General features: G+C 58.1%; 10 protein-coding genes and 8 pseudogenes. 2 read left to right on the top strand and 16 right to left on the bottom strand.

Features of this window, described 5'->3' with window-relative positions; translation table 11 throughout:
• Positions 1–111: 111 nt before the first annotated feature.
• From PspTeo4_RS00645 to ihfB, 11 genes and pseudogenes are all read right to left on the bottom strand, one after another.
• A complete protein-coding gene (locus PspTeo4_RS00645; RefSeq protein ID WP_322364776.1) occupies positions 112–585 on the bottom strand; it encodes an NAD-dependent epimerase/dehydratase family protein in 474 nt (157 codons plus the stop codon).
• Positions 510–1136, bottom strand: coding sequence for an NAD-dependent epimerase/dehydratase family protein (locus PspTeo4_RS00640; RefSeq protein ID WP_322361900.1), 627 nt, complete (start codon positions 1134–1136; stop codon positions 510–512). Before PspTeo4_RS00640 ends, PspTeo4_RS00645 begins: the two co-directional genes overlap by 76 nt.
• 62 nt (positions 1137–1198) lie before the next feature.
• Positions 1199–2477, bottom strand: a pseudogene (tviB, locus tag PspTeo4_RS00635) (Vi polysaccharide biosynthesis UDP-N-acetylglucosamine C-6 dehydrogenase TviB).
• Positions 2478–2924: 447 nt separating this feature from the next.
• The gene (locus tag PspTeo4_RS00630; RefSeq protein ID WP_322361899.1) at positions 2925–3143 is read right to left on the bottom strand and encodes a hypothetical protein; all 219 of its coding nucleotides are present in this window, start codon (positions 3141–3143) and stop codon (positions 2925–2927) included.
• Positions 3143–3673, bottom strand: coding sequence for a hypothetical protein (locus PspTeo4_RS00625; RefSeq protein ID WP_322361898.1), 531 nt, complete (start codon positions 3671–3673; stop codon positions 3143–3145). The genes PspTeo4_RS00630 and PspTeo4_RS00625 overlap by 1 nt, the downstream gene beginning before the upstream one ends.
• Positions 3674–3969: 296 nt before the next feature.
• The gene (locus PspTeo4_RS00620; protein WP_322361897.1) at positions 3970–4188 is read right to left on the bottom strand and encodes a hypothetical protein; all 219 of its coding nucleotides are present in this window, start codon (positions 4186–4188) and stop codon (positions 3970–3972) included.
• Positions 4189–4453: 265 nt separating this feature from the next.
• A complete protein-coding gene (locus tag PspTeo4_RS00615; protein ID WP_322361896.1) occupies positions 4454–5170 on the bottom strand; it encodes a hypothetical protein in 717 nt (238 codons plus the stop codon).
• Positions 5171–5174: 4 nt separating this feature from the next.
• Positions 5175–5342 (bottom strand): Wzz/FepE/Etk N-terminal domain-containing protein, encoded by a 168-nt coding sequence (locus tag PspTeo4_RS00610; RefSeq protein WP_322361895.1) that lies wholly within the window; start codon positions 5340–5342, stop codon positions 5175–5177.
• Between the two features lie 219 nt (positions 5343–5561).
• A pseudogene (locus PspTeo4_RS00605) lies at positions 5562–6985 on the bottom strand (MBL fold metallo-hydrolase RNA specificity domain-containing protein).
• Between the two features lie 103 nt (positions 6986–7088).
• Complete coding sequence (locus PspTeo4_RS00600) at positions 7089–7352, bottom strand: lipopolysaccharide assembly protein LapA domain-containing protein (RefSeq protein ID WP_322361894.1); 264 nt, start codon at positions 7350–7352, stop codon at positions 7089–7091.
• Between the two features lie 19 nt (positions 7353–7371).
• A pseudogene (ihfB, locus tag PspTeo4_RS00595) lies at positions 7372–7667 on the bottom strand (integration host factor subunit beta).
• Positions 7668–8033: 366 nt separating this feature from the next.
• Here ihfB and PspTeo4_RS00590 point away from each other — a divergent pair.
• Complete coding sequence (locus PspTeo4_RS00590) at positions 8034–8156, top strand: hypothetical protein (RefSeq protein ID WP_322361893.1); 123 nt, start codon at positions 8034–8036, stop codon at positions 8154–8156.
• A 63-nt stretch (positions 8157–8219) separates the two neighbouring features.
• Complete coding sequence (locus PspTeo4_RS00585) at positions 8220–8675, top strand: REP-associated tyrosine transposase (protein ID WP_322361892.1); 456 nt, start codon at positions 8220–8222, stop codon at positions 8673–8675.
• Between the two features lie 331 nt (positions 8676–9006).
• On the opposite strand, the pseudogene rpsA reads toward PspTeo4_RS00585, so the two are convergent.
• The 5 pseudogenes from rpsA to serC all read right to left on the bottom strand — a co-directional run bounded on the left by rpsA (position 9007) and on the right by serC (position 16079).
• Positions 9007–10682, bottom strand: a pseudogene (gene rpsA, locus PspTeo4_RS00580) (30S ribosomal protein S1).
• A 124-nt stretch (positions 10683–10806) separates the two neighbouring features.
• A pseudogene (cmk, locus tag PspTeo4_RS00575) lies at positions 10807–11492 on the bottom strand ((d)CMP kinase).
• Positions 11489–13694: pseudogene (locus PspTeo4_RS00570) on the bottom strand (bifunctional prephenate dehydrogenase/3-phosphoshikimate 1-carboxyvinyltransferase). Before PspTeo4_RS00570 ends, cmk begins: the two co-directional pseudogenes overlap by 4 nt.
• A 208-nt stretch (positions 13695–13902) precedes the next feature.
• Positions 13903–14995: pseudogene (gene pheA, locus PspTeo4_RS00565) on the bottom strand (prephenate dehydratase).
• A pseudogene (gene serC / locus PspTeo4_RS00560) lies at positions 14995–16079 on the bottom strand (3-phosphoserine/phosphohydroxythreonine transaminase). The pseudogenes pheA and serC overlap by 1 nt, the downstream one beginning before the upstream one ends.
• Positions 16080–16127: the final 48 nt, after the last annotated feature.

Raw genomic sequence — 16127 nt, 5'->3', positions numbered from 1 at the left:
AAGCTAGCTCCGCCGGGGCCACAATCTTCATGCCGTTGAGTCGACCTCTTGCACCTTGAAAGTGTACAAAGCACAGGAGCGATGCAATCAGCACTTTGAGCTAAGCATCTACTACTTAAGGAACTTCACATACCACGGCATGGCCTGGCTGATGCCGCTTTCGATGTCGAACTCGGGCTCATAGCCGAGCAGTCGACGCGCCTTGCTGATATCGGCCTGGGAATGCCTGACGTCACCTGCGCGGAAGTCGCGGTAAACCGGCTCCCTGTTATAGTCAACGCCATTATCCGCGAGCGTACCACGCAACGCTGCAAACAGCTGATTCAGGTCCGTACGCCCACTGACTGCCACGTTATAGACCTGATTGAGCGCCTGCTCGTCGGTCGCTGTAGCTGCGAGCAGATTGGCCTGCACAGTATTTTCGATGTAGCAGAAATCACGACTGGTCTGGCCATCTCCATTGATGAAGACATCCTCACCGTTGATCATGGCGGCCGTCCACTTGGGGATCACTGCAGCATAGGCGCCATCAGGTCCTGACGCTTGCCGAACACGTTGAAGTAACGCAGGCCAATCGTCTTGAATCCGTAGGTCCGAGCAAAGACTTCGGCATACAGTTCGTTGACGTACTTAGTCACCGCATAGGGAGAAAGCGGTTTGCCAATCGTCTCTTCAACTTTTGGCAAACCTGGGTGGTCGCCATAGGTTGAACTGCTCGCAGCGTATGTGAAGCTCTTCACACCAGCATCACGGGCGGCGACCAGCATATTGAGAAAACCATCGATATTGGTGCTGTTCGTGGTGATGGGATCATTGATCGAGCGAGGTACAGAGCCAAGGGCCGCCTGGTGCAAGACGTAATCAACCCCAGCGCACGCGCGCTGGCAGTCTTCCAGCTTGCGAATATCGCCCTCTATGAACGTGAAAGCCGCCCACTGCTGAGCCGAGACCAAGCTTTTGACTTCTTCCAGATTACGCTGATGGCCAGTGGCAAAATTGTCCAGGCCGATGACTTTCTGGCCGAGCTTGAGCAAGGTTTCGAGCAAATTCGAGCCGATGAATCCGGCAACCCCAGTAACGAGCCATGTGCGCGGATGGCTGGCGAGCTCTTGATTCAATGCTTGGTAGGTATTCATGAGTAAACCTTAGGAAGATTTAAGGGGAGAGTGGCTGATCTTGCCTCCCTCCCCTGAGCGATTCACAGACGAAGGTCACTGGCCTCAGCAGGCAGCAGGTACTTCAAGTCGTAGAGCACATGCTCAGGTTTCCCCACCGCGCGAATCTCGGCCGCGCCCATTTCCTTGAACTGTTGGTGTGCAACGGCAAGGATTACAGCATCGTAGGTGCCGGCTTCCAGCTCCTGCACTGGAGTAACCCCGTACTCATGCTGTGCTTCCTCGACACTAACCCATGGATCATGAACATCTACCTGGATGTTGTAATCCTGCAATTCCTTGATGATGTCCACCACCTTGGTGTTGCGCAGGTCAGGACAGTTTTCCTTGAAGGTGAGCCCCATGATCAGAACACGGGCTCCGTCTACGTGGATGCGCTTCTTGACCATGGTCTTGACCAGCTGAGACACCACGTACGCCCCCATGCCATCGTTCAGGCGACGGCCTGCAAGGATAATCTCAGGGTGGTAGCCGATGCTCTGAGCCTTGTGTGTGAGGTAGTACGGGTCTACACCAATACAGTGACCGCCCACCAGGCCTGGACGGAAAGGCAGGAAGTTCCACTTGGTCCCGGCCGCTTGCAGCACTGCCTCGGTATCAATGCCCATCTTGTTGAAGATCACTGCCAGCTCATTGATCAAAGCAATGTTCAGGTCGCGTTGGGTGTTTTCAATGACCTTGGCCGCTTCCGCAACTTTGATGCTGCTGGCCTTGTGGGTGCCGGCAATAATGATTTCACGGTAGAGCGAATCAACCAGCTCCGCTACTTCTGGTGTAGATCCCGAAGTGACTTTCTTGATAGTGGTGACACGGTGCTCCTTGTCACCTGGGTTGATTCGCTCAGGGCTGTAGCCCGCATAGAAATCTTGGTTGAAGACCAGACCTGACACTTTTTCCAGAACTGGAACGCAATCTTCCTCTGTAGCCCCTGGGTAGACCGTGGACTCGTAGATTACGATGTCCCCACGCTTGAGCACCTTGCCAATGGTTTCCGAAGAAGCTTGACCAGAGGGGTCAGGTCAGGCTGCTTGTACTCGTCGATCGGAGTAGGCACGGTCACGATGAAGACATTACATTGCCGCAGATCTTCAAGTGCTGCACTGTACTGAAGATGTTCGGCCTCTAGCAGTTCGGCACCACTGACCTCCAGCGTCGAGTCGTGGCCATTGCGCAGGGCATCGATTCGCGTTGGATTGATATCAAATCCAACCACCGAACGCTTTTTCCAAACTCCACTGCCAAGGGTAAGCCGACGTAACCGAGGCCAATTACTGCGAGTTTGATGTCTTTCAATGAGAACATGTGTCATCCAACCTAGTTACTAATTGAGCAATGTGGTAGGAAAGCCACTCTCACCCTGTTGGTATCTTCGCCAAATCCGCAGGAAATATGCGGCGATTTGTCGTGCTCAAAGGGGGCATGGCTTTCCAGTGATCTGCTACGAGGCTTCAACGGCGCCATAGGGAATCAGTCAACGAGGCCTGTTCCCCATACCGCCCGGCCCCCTTTAATGCAAACCTGGTGTTCGACCGGGCAAAGCAGAATATCAATCTGCCACTACTTTCTAGGCTGCATCGCTGAATTCACGGACAGCCATTAAAGGTCACTGAGGTCTGCTTGGCAACGGTGTCATTACCTCAGCCCCGATGACTTTCTTCATCATCATGGTCTCACGAAGTTCAACTCGACGACGAGCCTTCAATGCATGGCGCAACAGCACGTAAACCATTCCCATTACCCCTCCCAATATCACACCAAGGAAACAAACAATGATTTCCGTGGGAAGATAGGGCTAAGCGGCTCAGTAGCTTGCTGATCGACACTAACCAGGCGCAAACCTGCCAAATCCGTATTTACCGCGGTCAGTCTTGAGCGCTCCGCGCGTAGGGCTTCCAGCCCCTTGACGAACAGCTCATCATTCTTTCGTTGTTCAAGCGACTGCATCGTTCGATTTTGCTCCAGCAACATCAGCTCCTTGCGGATCTGAGCGATTCGCGGCTCGACAAAATCATCGGTTTTTCTCCCGCAACGCCTGCCGTTCCGCCTCCAGCGCATCGGTGCCAAGGAAGTACATCGGTACTTGCTGATTGTTTATCTCCGTACGTATCACGCCCAGCGCCCTCAGGCTCACTGTGGCCCATTGACGAGGGCGTGGAGGGGCGCTTCAAGCCGAGACTGCGAGCAATGGCTATAGCTTCATCAAGCTGGGCGATGCGGTCTGCGCGGCGCAATTTAAGTTGAGCGCGCAGGGCACGAAGCTCGTCGTTGAGTTGCGCACGCTTGATGTCGTCGCCCTCTTGCAAGGCTGCGATTTGGCTCATCTTACCGATGTCGTATTCCGCACGAGCAGACGCTAACTCGTTGTCGATTTCTTTTATGCGGTTACTAACAATGACATTGAGATCCTCGGAAACCGACTGGCGTTCTTTTTGGATCGCGTATTGAACAAGGCCGTTGAGCACCTGCTGTCCGTCGATGCCCGGGATAGCGAAGATCAAGACCAATGAATGCTGTCAACAGATCGGTCTTTTTGGCGTCAGGCTGAATTACTTTCAACGCATTGCGGTTAAAGTACTCAAAACCTTGTTCTTCGGAGCGACCAGGCGTTACAAATGCTTCCCGAAGCTCCGGATTGGTACGAAAGTACCTAATCGTGTTTCGTAAGACTCCAGAGATGCACCGATTCGGGTAAGTGCCTGGCCTGGGGTAAGCGTATAAACTTTTGAACGATTCAAGCTGTCTAGATCATTCAACGCTGCAGGGCGCAACACGGTGCTGACCTGAAACTCTGGCGTCAGCGAGAAGGCGTATCCGCCTGCCAACACTCCTGCGAGGCACGCAAATGCGCCAATTTGGATTTTTTCTTCCAAAGTGTCTGCAATACGCTAAGTACGTCGATTTCATCACGAATTGGAGCGGGGTAATTGCGGGAATGCTTGTCACGCTGATGCCTGTCGGGTTGAGTGAAAACAGCTTCCGAAGACAAGGCCAGCACTAGTGCCGTGAACGTCACGACCCATTCCGCTTAAGTAAAACTTCCCTGTCCCCTAGGACGAAGGTGGCATTGTGACACTGAATGCATCCCACTACCACCCGCGTCAGGATTCTGTCACCCGGCTTGGCCTTTTCGCAAACGAGATACCCACAGATGGCGAACAAGTGCGATGGCAACCCCAAGCCCTAAGCCCAGAACAGCACCAAGCACCACGATAATGAGTTTTTGGGCTTTACAGGCCGGTCGGGCGACTCAACGGCACCATCCTGGCGGAACACCTGAATCACACCGGGTCCACCTGAAGCGCGCGATAGAATGCCATTGCCTCTTGCCTTTGGCGCAACTTGGCAATGAAGGGATCATCGGACGTCCGGCTGCGAAGGTTTTCTATCTCGGCCTCAAGAGCCTTGGAGCCACGCATGTAAGTCAGTGAGCCATCCATACCAGCAGAGAGCTCACTCGAAAGGTTGTTTGAAATGATTGGAGGCTTTTCCAAGCCGATCGAGCGGGCGACACGCAGCGCCTCCGTCAACTGAGCGATCTGGTCTTCACGCTGTTTTCGAGCACTTTCACGCTCAGCTCTTACCTGCTGCTCAAGGTTGTCGGCCTTGACCAAAACATCGGCTCGCGCATCCTGAATCACCTCTTTCTTGGCGCGCTCGCCTGCCATTTCGACATAGTGCACTACCCACTGCGCTGCCTGCCCGGGATCGGGTTGGCTGGAGCTGACAAATAAACGATCAGGTGTGTCTTTGCTCACAACCCCAAGAGTCAAGACGTCACGAAATTGGTTGTACAGGGCGTCCTGTGACCCTTTACGCCTTTCCTCTGGGAGGCTTGGGAGGTAAACCTTCCGGAAAAACTCACGACGCAGGGATTCAGACTGAAGGTTTCTCAAATAAGCCCCATAGACATCCTTGACGGAAATCACATTCAGCCCGCTATTCCCTCCACGCCCGTAGTTAAGCTGGGCAATGTCATTTTGGGTTGGAGGCTGCACAAACCTAACTAGCTTCGTAAATTGGTGTAGCCAGCAGGGCGTAAGCTACAGCCGCTCCAGTCACTATGACGGCCGTCAAAATGATCAATACTTTCTGTTTCCACAGCCCCGCAACTAGCTCAAACAGATCAATCTCTTCATCACCAACCAGGCGCTCACGTTCATTGCGCATTTATTCTATTTTTCCTTGGGTCCGTCTGATTGCATTCACCTCTGGAGGCCGCCCCTCAGCCCGTAAACCGGTGCTGCGACCCCTCAAAGCAAGCGTAGCGTCATTTTGCCAACATGCCCGCGACGCCTTTCACACTAAGCATTAATCAGTAATAGAGGGAACTCTCCTACAGAAGTTCCTCACTATTCGACAGACACCACCCTACCCGCCCAATGGTCATCACGCAATTGTGACGCACACCTCTTTCGACACCTCCGCAAAGCGCTCCCGCAACACACGGGCCAGCACCTCCTTCGCCGACGACTCCCCATGCACTAAAACCACCCGCCGTCCCGAGCAACCCAACGCAAAATCCACCAACCCAGCCTGGTCCGCATGCCCCGAATAGCCACTCAAGGTAATCACCTTCGCCCGGATCTCATACATATCTCCATCCAGGTCAATCTGCACAAACCCTTCAGCCCCTTCACTAGCCTGAATCACCGCCCCCGGCGTACCTTTGGCCTGGTACCCCACGAACATCACCTCATGCCGCGGATCACCCAGCATGGCCTTTAGGTAATTCACGATCCGCCCACCAGAGCACATACCGTTGCCAGCAATCACAATCGCAGGCCGGCCTGTACTTTTGAGGTAATTGACCACCTGCTGATGCCGGGCATGGGTATCGACGCCGATCAACTGGTTGAACCCTAGCGGATCACGCCCCTCACCCAAGCGTGCGCGGGCCTCGGCATTCCAGTAATCATGCAGGTCTCGGTAGGCTTTGGTGATGCGCTGCGCCAAAGGTGAGTCGAGGATGATGGGGAGCTGCGACCAATCGAGTGGATCTTCACCCTCGCCCTTGCCCCCGTCAGACAGCAATGCCTTGCGATGCAGGATGTCTTCGATCTCGTATAACAACTCTTGTGTACGCCCAAGGCTAAACGCCGGGATCAGGATCGTACCTTTATCCTCCAGTGCGCGATCGATTGCGGCCTCTAGCTGTTGCAGTCGGTCACTGCGTTCGGGATGCAAGCGATCGCCATATGTGCTTTCAAGCACCAGCACGTCAGCTCGCTCAGGCGGCTGAACTGCGCGTAACAGGGGGTTGCGGGGTGCGCCCAGGTCACCGGAGAAAACCACGCGGGTATTTACACCTTGCCTGTCGACGTCGCACTCCACATAGGCGGAACCGAGCAGGTGACCGGCGCGCTGCAGGCGTATATGGCAACTGAGCTCTGGCGTATCGACGATGGCGTGCCACTGCCCGAAAGGCACGGGCACGATCAGGCTTTCGAGAAACTCAAGATAGCGGCTCACGTGGGCAGGTTTGCTGCTGACGCTTAATTTGTAGGCATCTTCCAGCACCAGTGGCAGCAACTTGGCCGACGGCTCGCTGCACAGAATCGGCCGCGGTAACCGGCGGCAAGCAAGGCCGGGATGCGCCCTACGTGATCGAGGTGAACATGGGTGATGATCAGGGCCTGGATGCCCTGAATGTCGAAGCCGAGCGCCGCAGACTCAGTATCTGGCGCTGCATCGGCGCCCTGCTCCAGGCCGCAGTCGACCAGCAGACTGATCGATGAATCAAGGTGGAGCTGGTGGCAGGAACCGGTAACGCCTCGGGTGCCACCGTGGTGGGAAATAACGGGAAATTCCATGCTACTACTCACTCGCCTGGGCCGGAAATGAAGTGGCGTATTACTTCATGACCGAGGACACGTGCACAGGTGAGACCTTCTTAAATGAAGGTAGGAAATTTCCTCAATTGCCACTCAGGGCTGCTTGCCGGGCGGATGCGCGGATTTTGCGCTTGCTGCGCAATACGCCGTAGGCACCGAGCAATGGGCCAACGGCCAAGCCAACCACCAGTGCAGCCAGCACCAGCACAGCCACCGGCATCGCCGGCGCCGCCCAGCCGAACAGGACCAGGGACACGGTCTGCTGGTTCTCCAGCACGAAGAACAGCACCACAGCCGCCAACAGCAGCACGAACAACGCCGCCAAGGCGCGCTTGAGGTTACGCATCAGACTGCTCCTTCAGCACTCAGGGGTGCTCGTGCTCTTCTTCGTTGACTCGATCACGCAGCTCCTTGCCCGGTTTGAAGTGCGGAACGAACTTGCCTTCGAGCTCCACCGACTGGCCGGTCTTGGGATTGCGACCTACCCGGGGGCACGATAGTGCAAGGAAAAACTGCCAAAACCACGGATCTCGATGCGATCACCGGTAGCCAGGCATTGGGACATCTGTTCAAGCATGGTCTTGATTGCCAGCTCGACGTCCTTGGACGAGAGCAGCCCTTGATGGGTGACAATACGTTCGATCAGCTCCGACTTCGTCATATTTTTCCCTTCGTTATCAAGCAGCTAGATCATTGCTTAATCAGTTTGTAGCACGCTCGGAGGGATTTGAACAGGGTGGTTCTTGACTTAATAAAAAAATTCAAGATTGGGCGTGGGAGGGAATGTGCGCTGGATTGGCGGGGATGCGCATGGCTGAAGGGGTGTGGTGGTTTTGAGATCGAGCGCCGCCCGCGCGGCGCATCGCGAGCAAGGCTCGCTCCTACGTTTGTTTCGGGCCAGTTATGCCTGCCTGGGATTTGCGCGCGAACGTCTTGGCGCATGGCGCAATATCGAGTCGTACACACAAGGCGGTCGCGCGCGCCTATCACAGGCGTTATTGGCCGTAAACAAACGTAGGAGCGAGCCTTGCTCGCGATGCCGCGCGCGGCGGCGCTCGATAAACGCCGCCCCACAAAAATCAACCATTCAGAACAGGCCACGCACACCCAAGTTCTCGCCCCCAACATTTTACAAGCTGCAATTCTTTAACCGTTCCGGAGTTGCGGACAGTGGCTACGCTCAGCACGCATTTATAAGTTCAAGGAAGAAAAAATGCCCAAACCTCATGGCTGCATGCTTCGCCGGGCAAGGTACTCTGAGCCAGGCAGGCTCTACATGCTTACCACCGTAACCCACCAACGTCGCCCGCTTTTTCAAGACTTTCGTTTTGCGCGCCTGGTCATTCACAACCTTCGCCATACCGAACATAAGCATCATTGTCGATCGCTAGCCTGGGTCGTGATGCCTGACCATGTGCATTGGTTGATTGAATTGAGGGATGTGACGCTAGGCGCACTGATGCGAGGGTTCAAATCCCGGTCCAGCAATACACTGCACAAGGCCGGGGTAAAGGCCACGCCGGTCTGGCAGGCGGGATATCACGACCGAGCCCTGCGTCGTGATGATGATGTCTTGAAGATAGCCAGGTATATCGTCGCCAATCCGATCAGGGCCGGATTGGTTGCCAAGGTCGGCGATTATCCACATTGGGATGCGGTGTGGTTATGAGTGCATGGCTGCCGGGATGCAGCGCCTGGTAGATCGAGCGCCGCCCGCGCGGCGCGCATCGCGAGCAAGGCTCGCTCCTACGTTTGTTTCGGGCAAGTTATGCCTGTGGGATTTGCGCGCGAACGCCTTGGCGCATCGCACGATATCGCGTCGTGCAAACAAGGCGGTCGCGCGCGCCTGTCACAGGCGTTATTGGCCGTAAACAAACGTAGGAGCGAGCCTTGCTCGCGATCGCGCCGCGCGGGCGGCGCTCGATTTACACCCCACCACAAAACTCAAGCGAAAAAAGGGTGACCCGAAGGCCACCCCTTTTTTACCGATCAAACAGAACTTAGTTCTGCTTGGCCATAGCTTCGCGCAGCGCGCAGCCATGGTGGTGTCGGCAGCAGCTTCCGGAGCGGTGTTTTTCAGGCTCTGGATAGCTTCGCGCTCTTCAGCATCGTCCTTCGACTTGATGGACAGGCTGATGACGCGGACTTGCGGTCAACGCTGATGATCTTGGCTTCGATCTCTTCGCCTTCCTTCAGGACGTTACGCGCGTCTTCAACGCGGTCACGGCTGATTTCGGAAGCTTTCAGAGTAGCTTCGATGTCGTCGGCCAGGGTGACGATGGCGCCTTTGGCGTCAACTTCTTTCACGATGCCCTTGACGATAGCGCCCTTGTCATTGACAGCAACGAAGTTGGAGAACGGATCGTCTTCCAGCTGCTTGATGCCCAGGAGATGCGCTCGCGCTCTGGGTCGACCGACAGGATGACGGTTTCCAGCTCGTCGCCCTTCTTGAAACGACGTACGGCTTCTTCGCCGGTTTCGTTCCAGGAGATGTCGGACAGGTGAACCAGACCGTCGATGCCGCCTTCCAGACCAATGAAGATACCGAAGTCGGTGATCGACTTGATGGTACCGGTGATCTTGTCACCTTTGTTGAACTGGCCGGAGAAGTCTTCCCATGGGTTCGATTTGCACTGCTTGATGCCCAGGGAGATACGACGACGCTCTTCGTCGATGTCCAGAACCATGACTTCCACTTCGTCGCCAACCTGAACGACTTTCGACGGGTGGATGTTCTTGTTGGTCCAGTCCATTTCGGAAACGTGTACCAGACCTTCAACGCCTTCTTCCAGCTCAGCGAAGCAGCCGTAGTCGGTCAGGTTGGTAACACGAGCGGTAACGCGAGTACCTTCTGGGTAGCGAGCGGTGATAGCAACCCACGGATCTTCGCCCATTTGCTTCAGACCCAGCGAAACGCGGTTGCGCTCACGGTCGAACTTCAGGACGCGAACGTCGACTTCGTCACCAACGTTGACGATTTCCGACGGGTGCTTGATGCGCTTCCAAGCCATGTCGGTGATGTGCAGCAGGCCGTCGATACCGCCCAGGTCCACGAAGGCGCCGTAGTCGGTGAGGTTCTTGACGATACCCTTGACCTGTTGGCCTTCCTGCAGGGTTTCCAGCAGGGCTTCGCGCTCGGCGCTGTTCTCGGCTTCCAGGACGCTGCGACGCGAAACAACAACGTTGTTGCGCTTCTGGTCCAGTTTGATGACCTTGAATTCCAGCTCTTTGCCTTCCAGGTGGGTGGTGTCGCGCACAGGGCGGACATCAACCAGGAGCCCGGCAGGAACGCACGGATGCCGTTAACGTCGACAGTGAAGCCGCCCTTAACCTTACCGTTGATAACGCCCTTGACCACTTCTTCGGCGGCGAAAGCTGCTTCCAGAACAATCCAGCACTCGGCGCGCTTGGCTTTTTCACGGGACAGTTTGGTTTCGCCAAAGCCGTCTTCGACCGCGTCCAGCGCAACGTGAACTTCGTCACCGACCTTGATGGTCAGCTCGCCAGCTTCGTTGTAGAACTGCTCGAGCGGGATGACGCCCTCGGACTTCAGGCCAGCGTGTACGGTAACCCAGTCGCCGTCGATGTCGACAACGATACCGGAGATGATCGCACCCGGCTGAAGATTGAGGGTTTTCAGGCTTTCTTCAAAGAGTTCTGCAAAGCTTTCGCTCATTTTAATTCCTGTAAATTCGGGCGAAGTAAACGCCCATAACCACATTCCAGACAATGTGGGTTTCGTTAAGTAAAAGGAAAGCGGGCAGGACGTTGACTGGTGCCCCTGCCTGCCTTCCTGGCGATCAGAGCAGGTCGCGCTGGGCGATCTCGCTCCTGATACGTTGCAACACCTGCTCGATGGACAACTCGGTGGAGTCCAGCTGAATGGCATCGGCCGCTGGTTTCAGCGGGGCCACTGCACGCTGGGTGTCACGTTCATCACGCGCACGTATCTCATCTAGCAGACTCGACAGACTAACATCTTCGTTCTTGGCCTTCAACTGCAGGTAGCGGCGACGTGCACGCTCCTCAGCGCTGGCAGTGAGAAAGACCTTGAGCGGCGCGTCCGGGAACACCACCGTACCCATGTCGCGACCGTCGGCGATAAGCCCAGGCGCCTCACGGAAGGCGCGCTGGCGTTGCAGCAGCGCTTCACGCACCGCCGGCAGCGACGCCACCATCGATGCGCCCGCCCCGACCGTCTCGGTGCGGATGACATTGCTGACGTCCTCACCTTCGAGAATGATCTGTTGTAGCTTACCGGGCTCGGCTGCGATGAACTGCACATCCAGATGGGCGGCCAGGGCCTTGAGCAGCTCTTCGTTGGTCAGGTCGACGCCGTGGTTGGTGGCGTTAAACGCCAGCAAACGGTACAGGGCGCCGGAGTCCAGTAGCCGCCAACCAAGCTCACGCGCGAGAAGGCCAGCGACCGTGCCCTTACCCGAGCCGCTTGGCCGTCGATGGTGATGACAGGTGCCAGCGAACTCACGACTTACCCTCTTCGGCAACACGAATACCGACTTCCGCGCACAGCTTGAGGAAGTTGGGGAACGACGTGGCGACGTTGGCGCAATCGTGGATGCGGATCGGTGCACTGGCACGCAGCGAAGCGACGCTGAAGGCCATGGCGATACGGTGGTCACCGTGACCATGAACTTCGCCGCCGCCGAGTTGGCCGCCGTCGATGATGATGCCGTCCGGGGTCGGTTCGCACTTGATGCCCAGAGTGATCAGGCCATCGGCCATTACCTGATCCGGTCGGATTCCTTCACCCGCAGTTCTTCGGCGCCACGCAGCACGGTGCGGCCTTCGGCACATGCCGCGGCAACGAACAGTACCGGGAACTCGTCGATGGCCAGCGGTACCAGTTCTTCTGGAATATCGATGCCCTTGAGCTGGGCACCGCGCACGCGCAGGTCGGCCACTGGCTCACCGCCGACTTCGCGCTGGTTCTCCAGGGTGATGTCGCCGCCCATCAGGCGCAGGATGTCGATCACGCCGGTACGGGTCGGGTTGATGCCAACGTGCTCGAGCACCAGCTCGGAACCTTGGGCGATCGAGGCTGCCACCAGGAAGAACGCTGCGGACGAGATGTCGGCCGGTACTTCGATACGGGTAGCGGTGAGCTTGCCACCGGACTGCAGCGAGGCGACCGGGCCATTGGACGAAACCGAGTAACCGAAACCGCGCAGCATGCGCTCGGTGTGGTCACGGGTCGGCGCAGGCTCGGTGACCGTGGTGGTGCCTTCGGCGTACAGGCCAGCCAGCAGCAGGCAGGATTTGACCTGGGCACTGGCCATCGGCAGGGTGTAGGTCAGGGCCTTGAGCTTGTGGCCACCGCGAATGGTCAGCGGCGGACGGCCTTCCGGGCCGGTCTCGACCACGGCACCCATCTCGCGCAGCGGATTGGCGACGCGGTTCATCGGGCGCTTGGACAGCGAGGCATCACCGGTCATGGTGGTGTCGAACGGCTGCGCCGCCAGCAGACCGGAGAGCAGGCGCATGGAGGTGCCGGAGTTGCCGACATACAGCGGGCCAGGTGGCGGCTTGAGGCCGTGCAGGCCGACACCATGAATGGTCACGCGACCATGGTTCGGGCCTTCGATGACCACACCCATGTCACGGAAGGCTTGCAGGGTCGCCAGCGCGTCCTCGCCTTCAAGGAAGCCTTCGACCTCGGTCGTGCCCTCGGCCAGCGAGCCGAGCATGATCGAACGGTGGGAAATCGACTTGTCGCCCGGAACGCGGATCCGTCCGGACAGGCGGCCACCAGGTTGGGCCAGGAAAATCAGATCGTTGGCGTTCATAGCGTCCACATAGGCCCGGCGGGCCAGGATTTTACTGAAATGCTCGCGGGCAACCCGAGCGCGGGTGAACACACCCAGCAACTGGTGCCGTCCCCAGCATCGACCGCGTCGCGCAAGGCGTCGAGGTCGCTGCGAAAAGTATCCAGGGTGCGCAGGACGGCTTCGCGGTTGGCGAGGAAGATGTCGTGCCACATGGTCGGGTCGCTTCCGGCGATTCTTGTGAAATCGCGGAAACCACCCGCAGCGTACCGGAAGATCTCCAGGTTTTCATTGCGCTTGGCCAGAGAATCGACCAGGCCGAAGGCCAGCAGGTGCGGCAGGTGACTGGTGGCGGCCAGCACTTCGTCGTGGCGCTCCACCGGCATGTGCTCGACGTCGGCATCCAGCGCTCGCCACAGACGGTCTACCAACGCCAAGGCGGCAGGGTCGGTTTCGGCCAATGGCGTGAGGATGACCTTGTGACGGCGGAACAGGGTGGCATTGGAGGCCTCTACCCCGCTTTGCTCGGAGCCGGCGATCGGGTGGCCCGGCACGAAGTTCGCCAGGCGCTCACCGAACACGGCACGCGCGGCGCGCACGACGTTGCCTTTGGCACTGCCGACGTCGGTGATGACCGCCTTGCCCAAGTCAAGCTGAGCCAGACGGGCGAGGAGTTTTTCCATGGCCAGGATCGGCACGGCCAGCTGGATGACGTCGGCACCGACACAGGCGGCGGCGAGGTCTTCTTCGCAACGATCGACCACGCCCAGTGCCACAGCTTGCTTGCGCGACGGGGCATCCAGGTCGACGCCGACCACTTCGCGGCACAAGCCGCTTTCACGCAGGCCCTTGGCGAAGGAGCCGCCGATCAGGCCGAGGCCTACGACGACCAGGCGATCGATGATTGGCGCGGGTTTGGTTTTTGCTGCATTTACCACGAGTGCGAACCCTGTTCAGAAATCATGCCAGTCAGTGAGACCGCTGGGGGCTGCCTTGCAGCCCATCGCCGGCAAGCCGGCTCCCACAGGTAATGTGCAAGCTTCAGGGCTACATCGAACCCTGTGGGAGCCGGCTTGCCGGCGATGGGGCACACAGCGGCCCCAACATTTTCGATCAAAGCACCGCCTTCGGATACGAGCCCAGCACCTTGAGCGCCACGGCTTCCTGACTGATCTTCTCCAGCACCGCCTTGATCAGCGGGTCGCGGTGGTGGCCGACGAAGTCGATGAAGAACACGTAGGTCCACTTGCCGCTGCGACGGGCGGGTTTCGATGCGGGTCAGGTCGATACCGTTCTCGTGGAACGGCACCAGCAGTTCGTGCAGGGCACCCGGCTTGTTGCTCATCGAGACGATGATCGAGGTCTTGTCGTCGCCGGTCGGCGGCACTTCCTGATTACCGATCATCAGGAAGCGCGTGGAGTTGTCCGGACGGTCTTCGATCTTCTCGGCCAGACGGGTCAGGCCGTACAGGTTCGCCGCCATATCGCCGGCGATGGCCGCCGAGTTCCACTCACCCTTGACCCGTTTGGCCGCCTCGGCGTTGCTTGAAACCGCCACGCGCTCGACATTCGGGTAGTGCGCATCAAGCCACTTGCGGCACTGAGCCAGCGACTGCGCATGGGAGTAGATGCGGGTGATGCTGTCGGTCTTGGTGTTCTCGCCCACCAGCAGGTGGTGGTGAATACGCAGCTCGACCTCACCGCAAATCACCATGTCGTGCTCGAGGAAGCTGTCCAGGGTGTGGCTGACCGCGCCCTCGGTGGAGTTCTCCACCGGCACCACGCCGAAGTTGACGGCACCGGCCGCCACTTCACGGAACACTTCGTCGATAGCCGCCATCGGGCGACTGACCACTGCATGGCCGAAGTGCTTCATCGCCGCCGCCTGGGTGAAGGTACCTTCAGGGCCCAGGTAAGCAATCTTCAGCGGTTCTTCCAAGGCCAGGCAGGACGACATGATTTCGCGGAACAGCCGCGCCATCTCTTCGTTGCCCAGCGGGCCCTTGTTGCGCTCCATCACGCGCTTGAGCACAGCAGCCTCACGCTCGGGGCGATAGAACACCGGTTTTTCGCCTTCGGCCAGCGAGGCGGTCTTGACCCGCGCCACTTCTTCGGCGCAGCGGGCGCGCTCACTGATCAGCTCGAGGATCTTCTCGTCGAGACTGTCGATGCGTACGCGCAGAGCCTTGAGCTCTTGATCGGACATCAGCCGTGCTCCTTCTCGAATTCAGCCATGTAGGCGACCAGGGCTTCAACCGCTTCCAGGCCCAGGGCGTTGTAGATCGAGGCGCGCATGCCGCCCACCGAGCGGTGGCCCTTGAGGTTCAGCAAGCCGCGGGCGTCGGCACCGGCCAGGAAGGCTTTGTCCAGGCGCTCGTCAGCCAGACGGAACGGCACGTTCATCCACGAACGGGCGTTGTGGCTGATCGGGTTGGTGTAGAACTCGCTGGCGTCGATGAAGCCGTACAGGCGGTCTTTCTTGGCACGGTTGCGCTGCTCGATGGCCTCGACGCCGCCTTGCTCCTTGAGCCACTCGAAGACCAGGCCGAGAGGTACCAGGAATAGGTGGCCGGGGTGTTGTACATCGAGCCGTTGTCAGCCGCGACCTTGTAGTTGAGCATGGTCGGGCAGCTGCTGCGGGCATGGCCCAGCAGGTCTTCACGGACGATGACCACCACCAGGCCGCTTGGGCCGATGTTCTTCTGGGCGCCGGCGTAGATCAGGCCGTACTGCGAGACATCGATCGGGCGCGAGAGAATGTCGGAGGACATGTCGACCACCAGTGGCACATCACCGGTCTCGGGCACCCAGTCGAACTGCAGGCCGCCGATGGTCTCGTTGGACGCATAGTGGACGTAGGCCGCGCTCTTGGTCAGGTTCCATTCGTTCTGACCTGGAATGGCCAGGTAATCGTATGGCTTGGCGCTGGCGGCCACGTTGACGTTACCGAAGTGACGGGCTTCCTCGATGGCCTTTTTCGACCAGATGCCGGTTTCGATGTAGTCGGCAGTGCCACTTTCCGGCAGCAGGTTCAGCGGGATCTCGGCAAACTGCTGGCTCGCACCACCCTGCAGGAACAGCACCTTGTAGTTCGAGGGGACGGACAGCAGGTCACGCAGGTCCTGCTCGGCCTTCTCGGCGATGGCCACATAGTCGTCGCTGCGATGGCTCATTTCCATCACCGACAGGCCCTTGCCATTCCAGTCCAGCATTTCTGCCTGGGCGCGCTGCAGGACAGCATCCGGAAGCGCGGCAGGGCCTGCGCAGAAGTTAAAGGCTCGTTTGCTCACATCCACTCTCGCTCTGCCAAATAGAACAAAATCGTAATTCTTCGATGC

Origin of the sequence: Pseudomonas sp. Teo4, assembly GCF_034387475.1 — a bacterium.
In the GTDB taxonomy this organism is placed as follows: domain Bacteria; phylum Pseudomonadota; class Gammaproteobacteria; order Pseudomonadales; family Pseudomonadaceae; genus Aquipseudomonas.
This window is presented reverse-complemented; position numbering and strand designations above follow the sequence as displayed.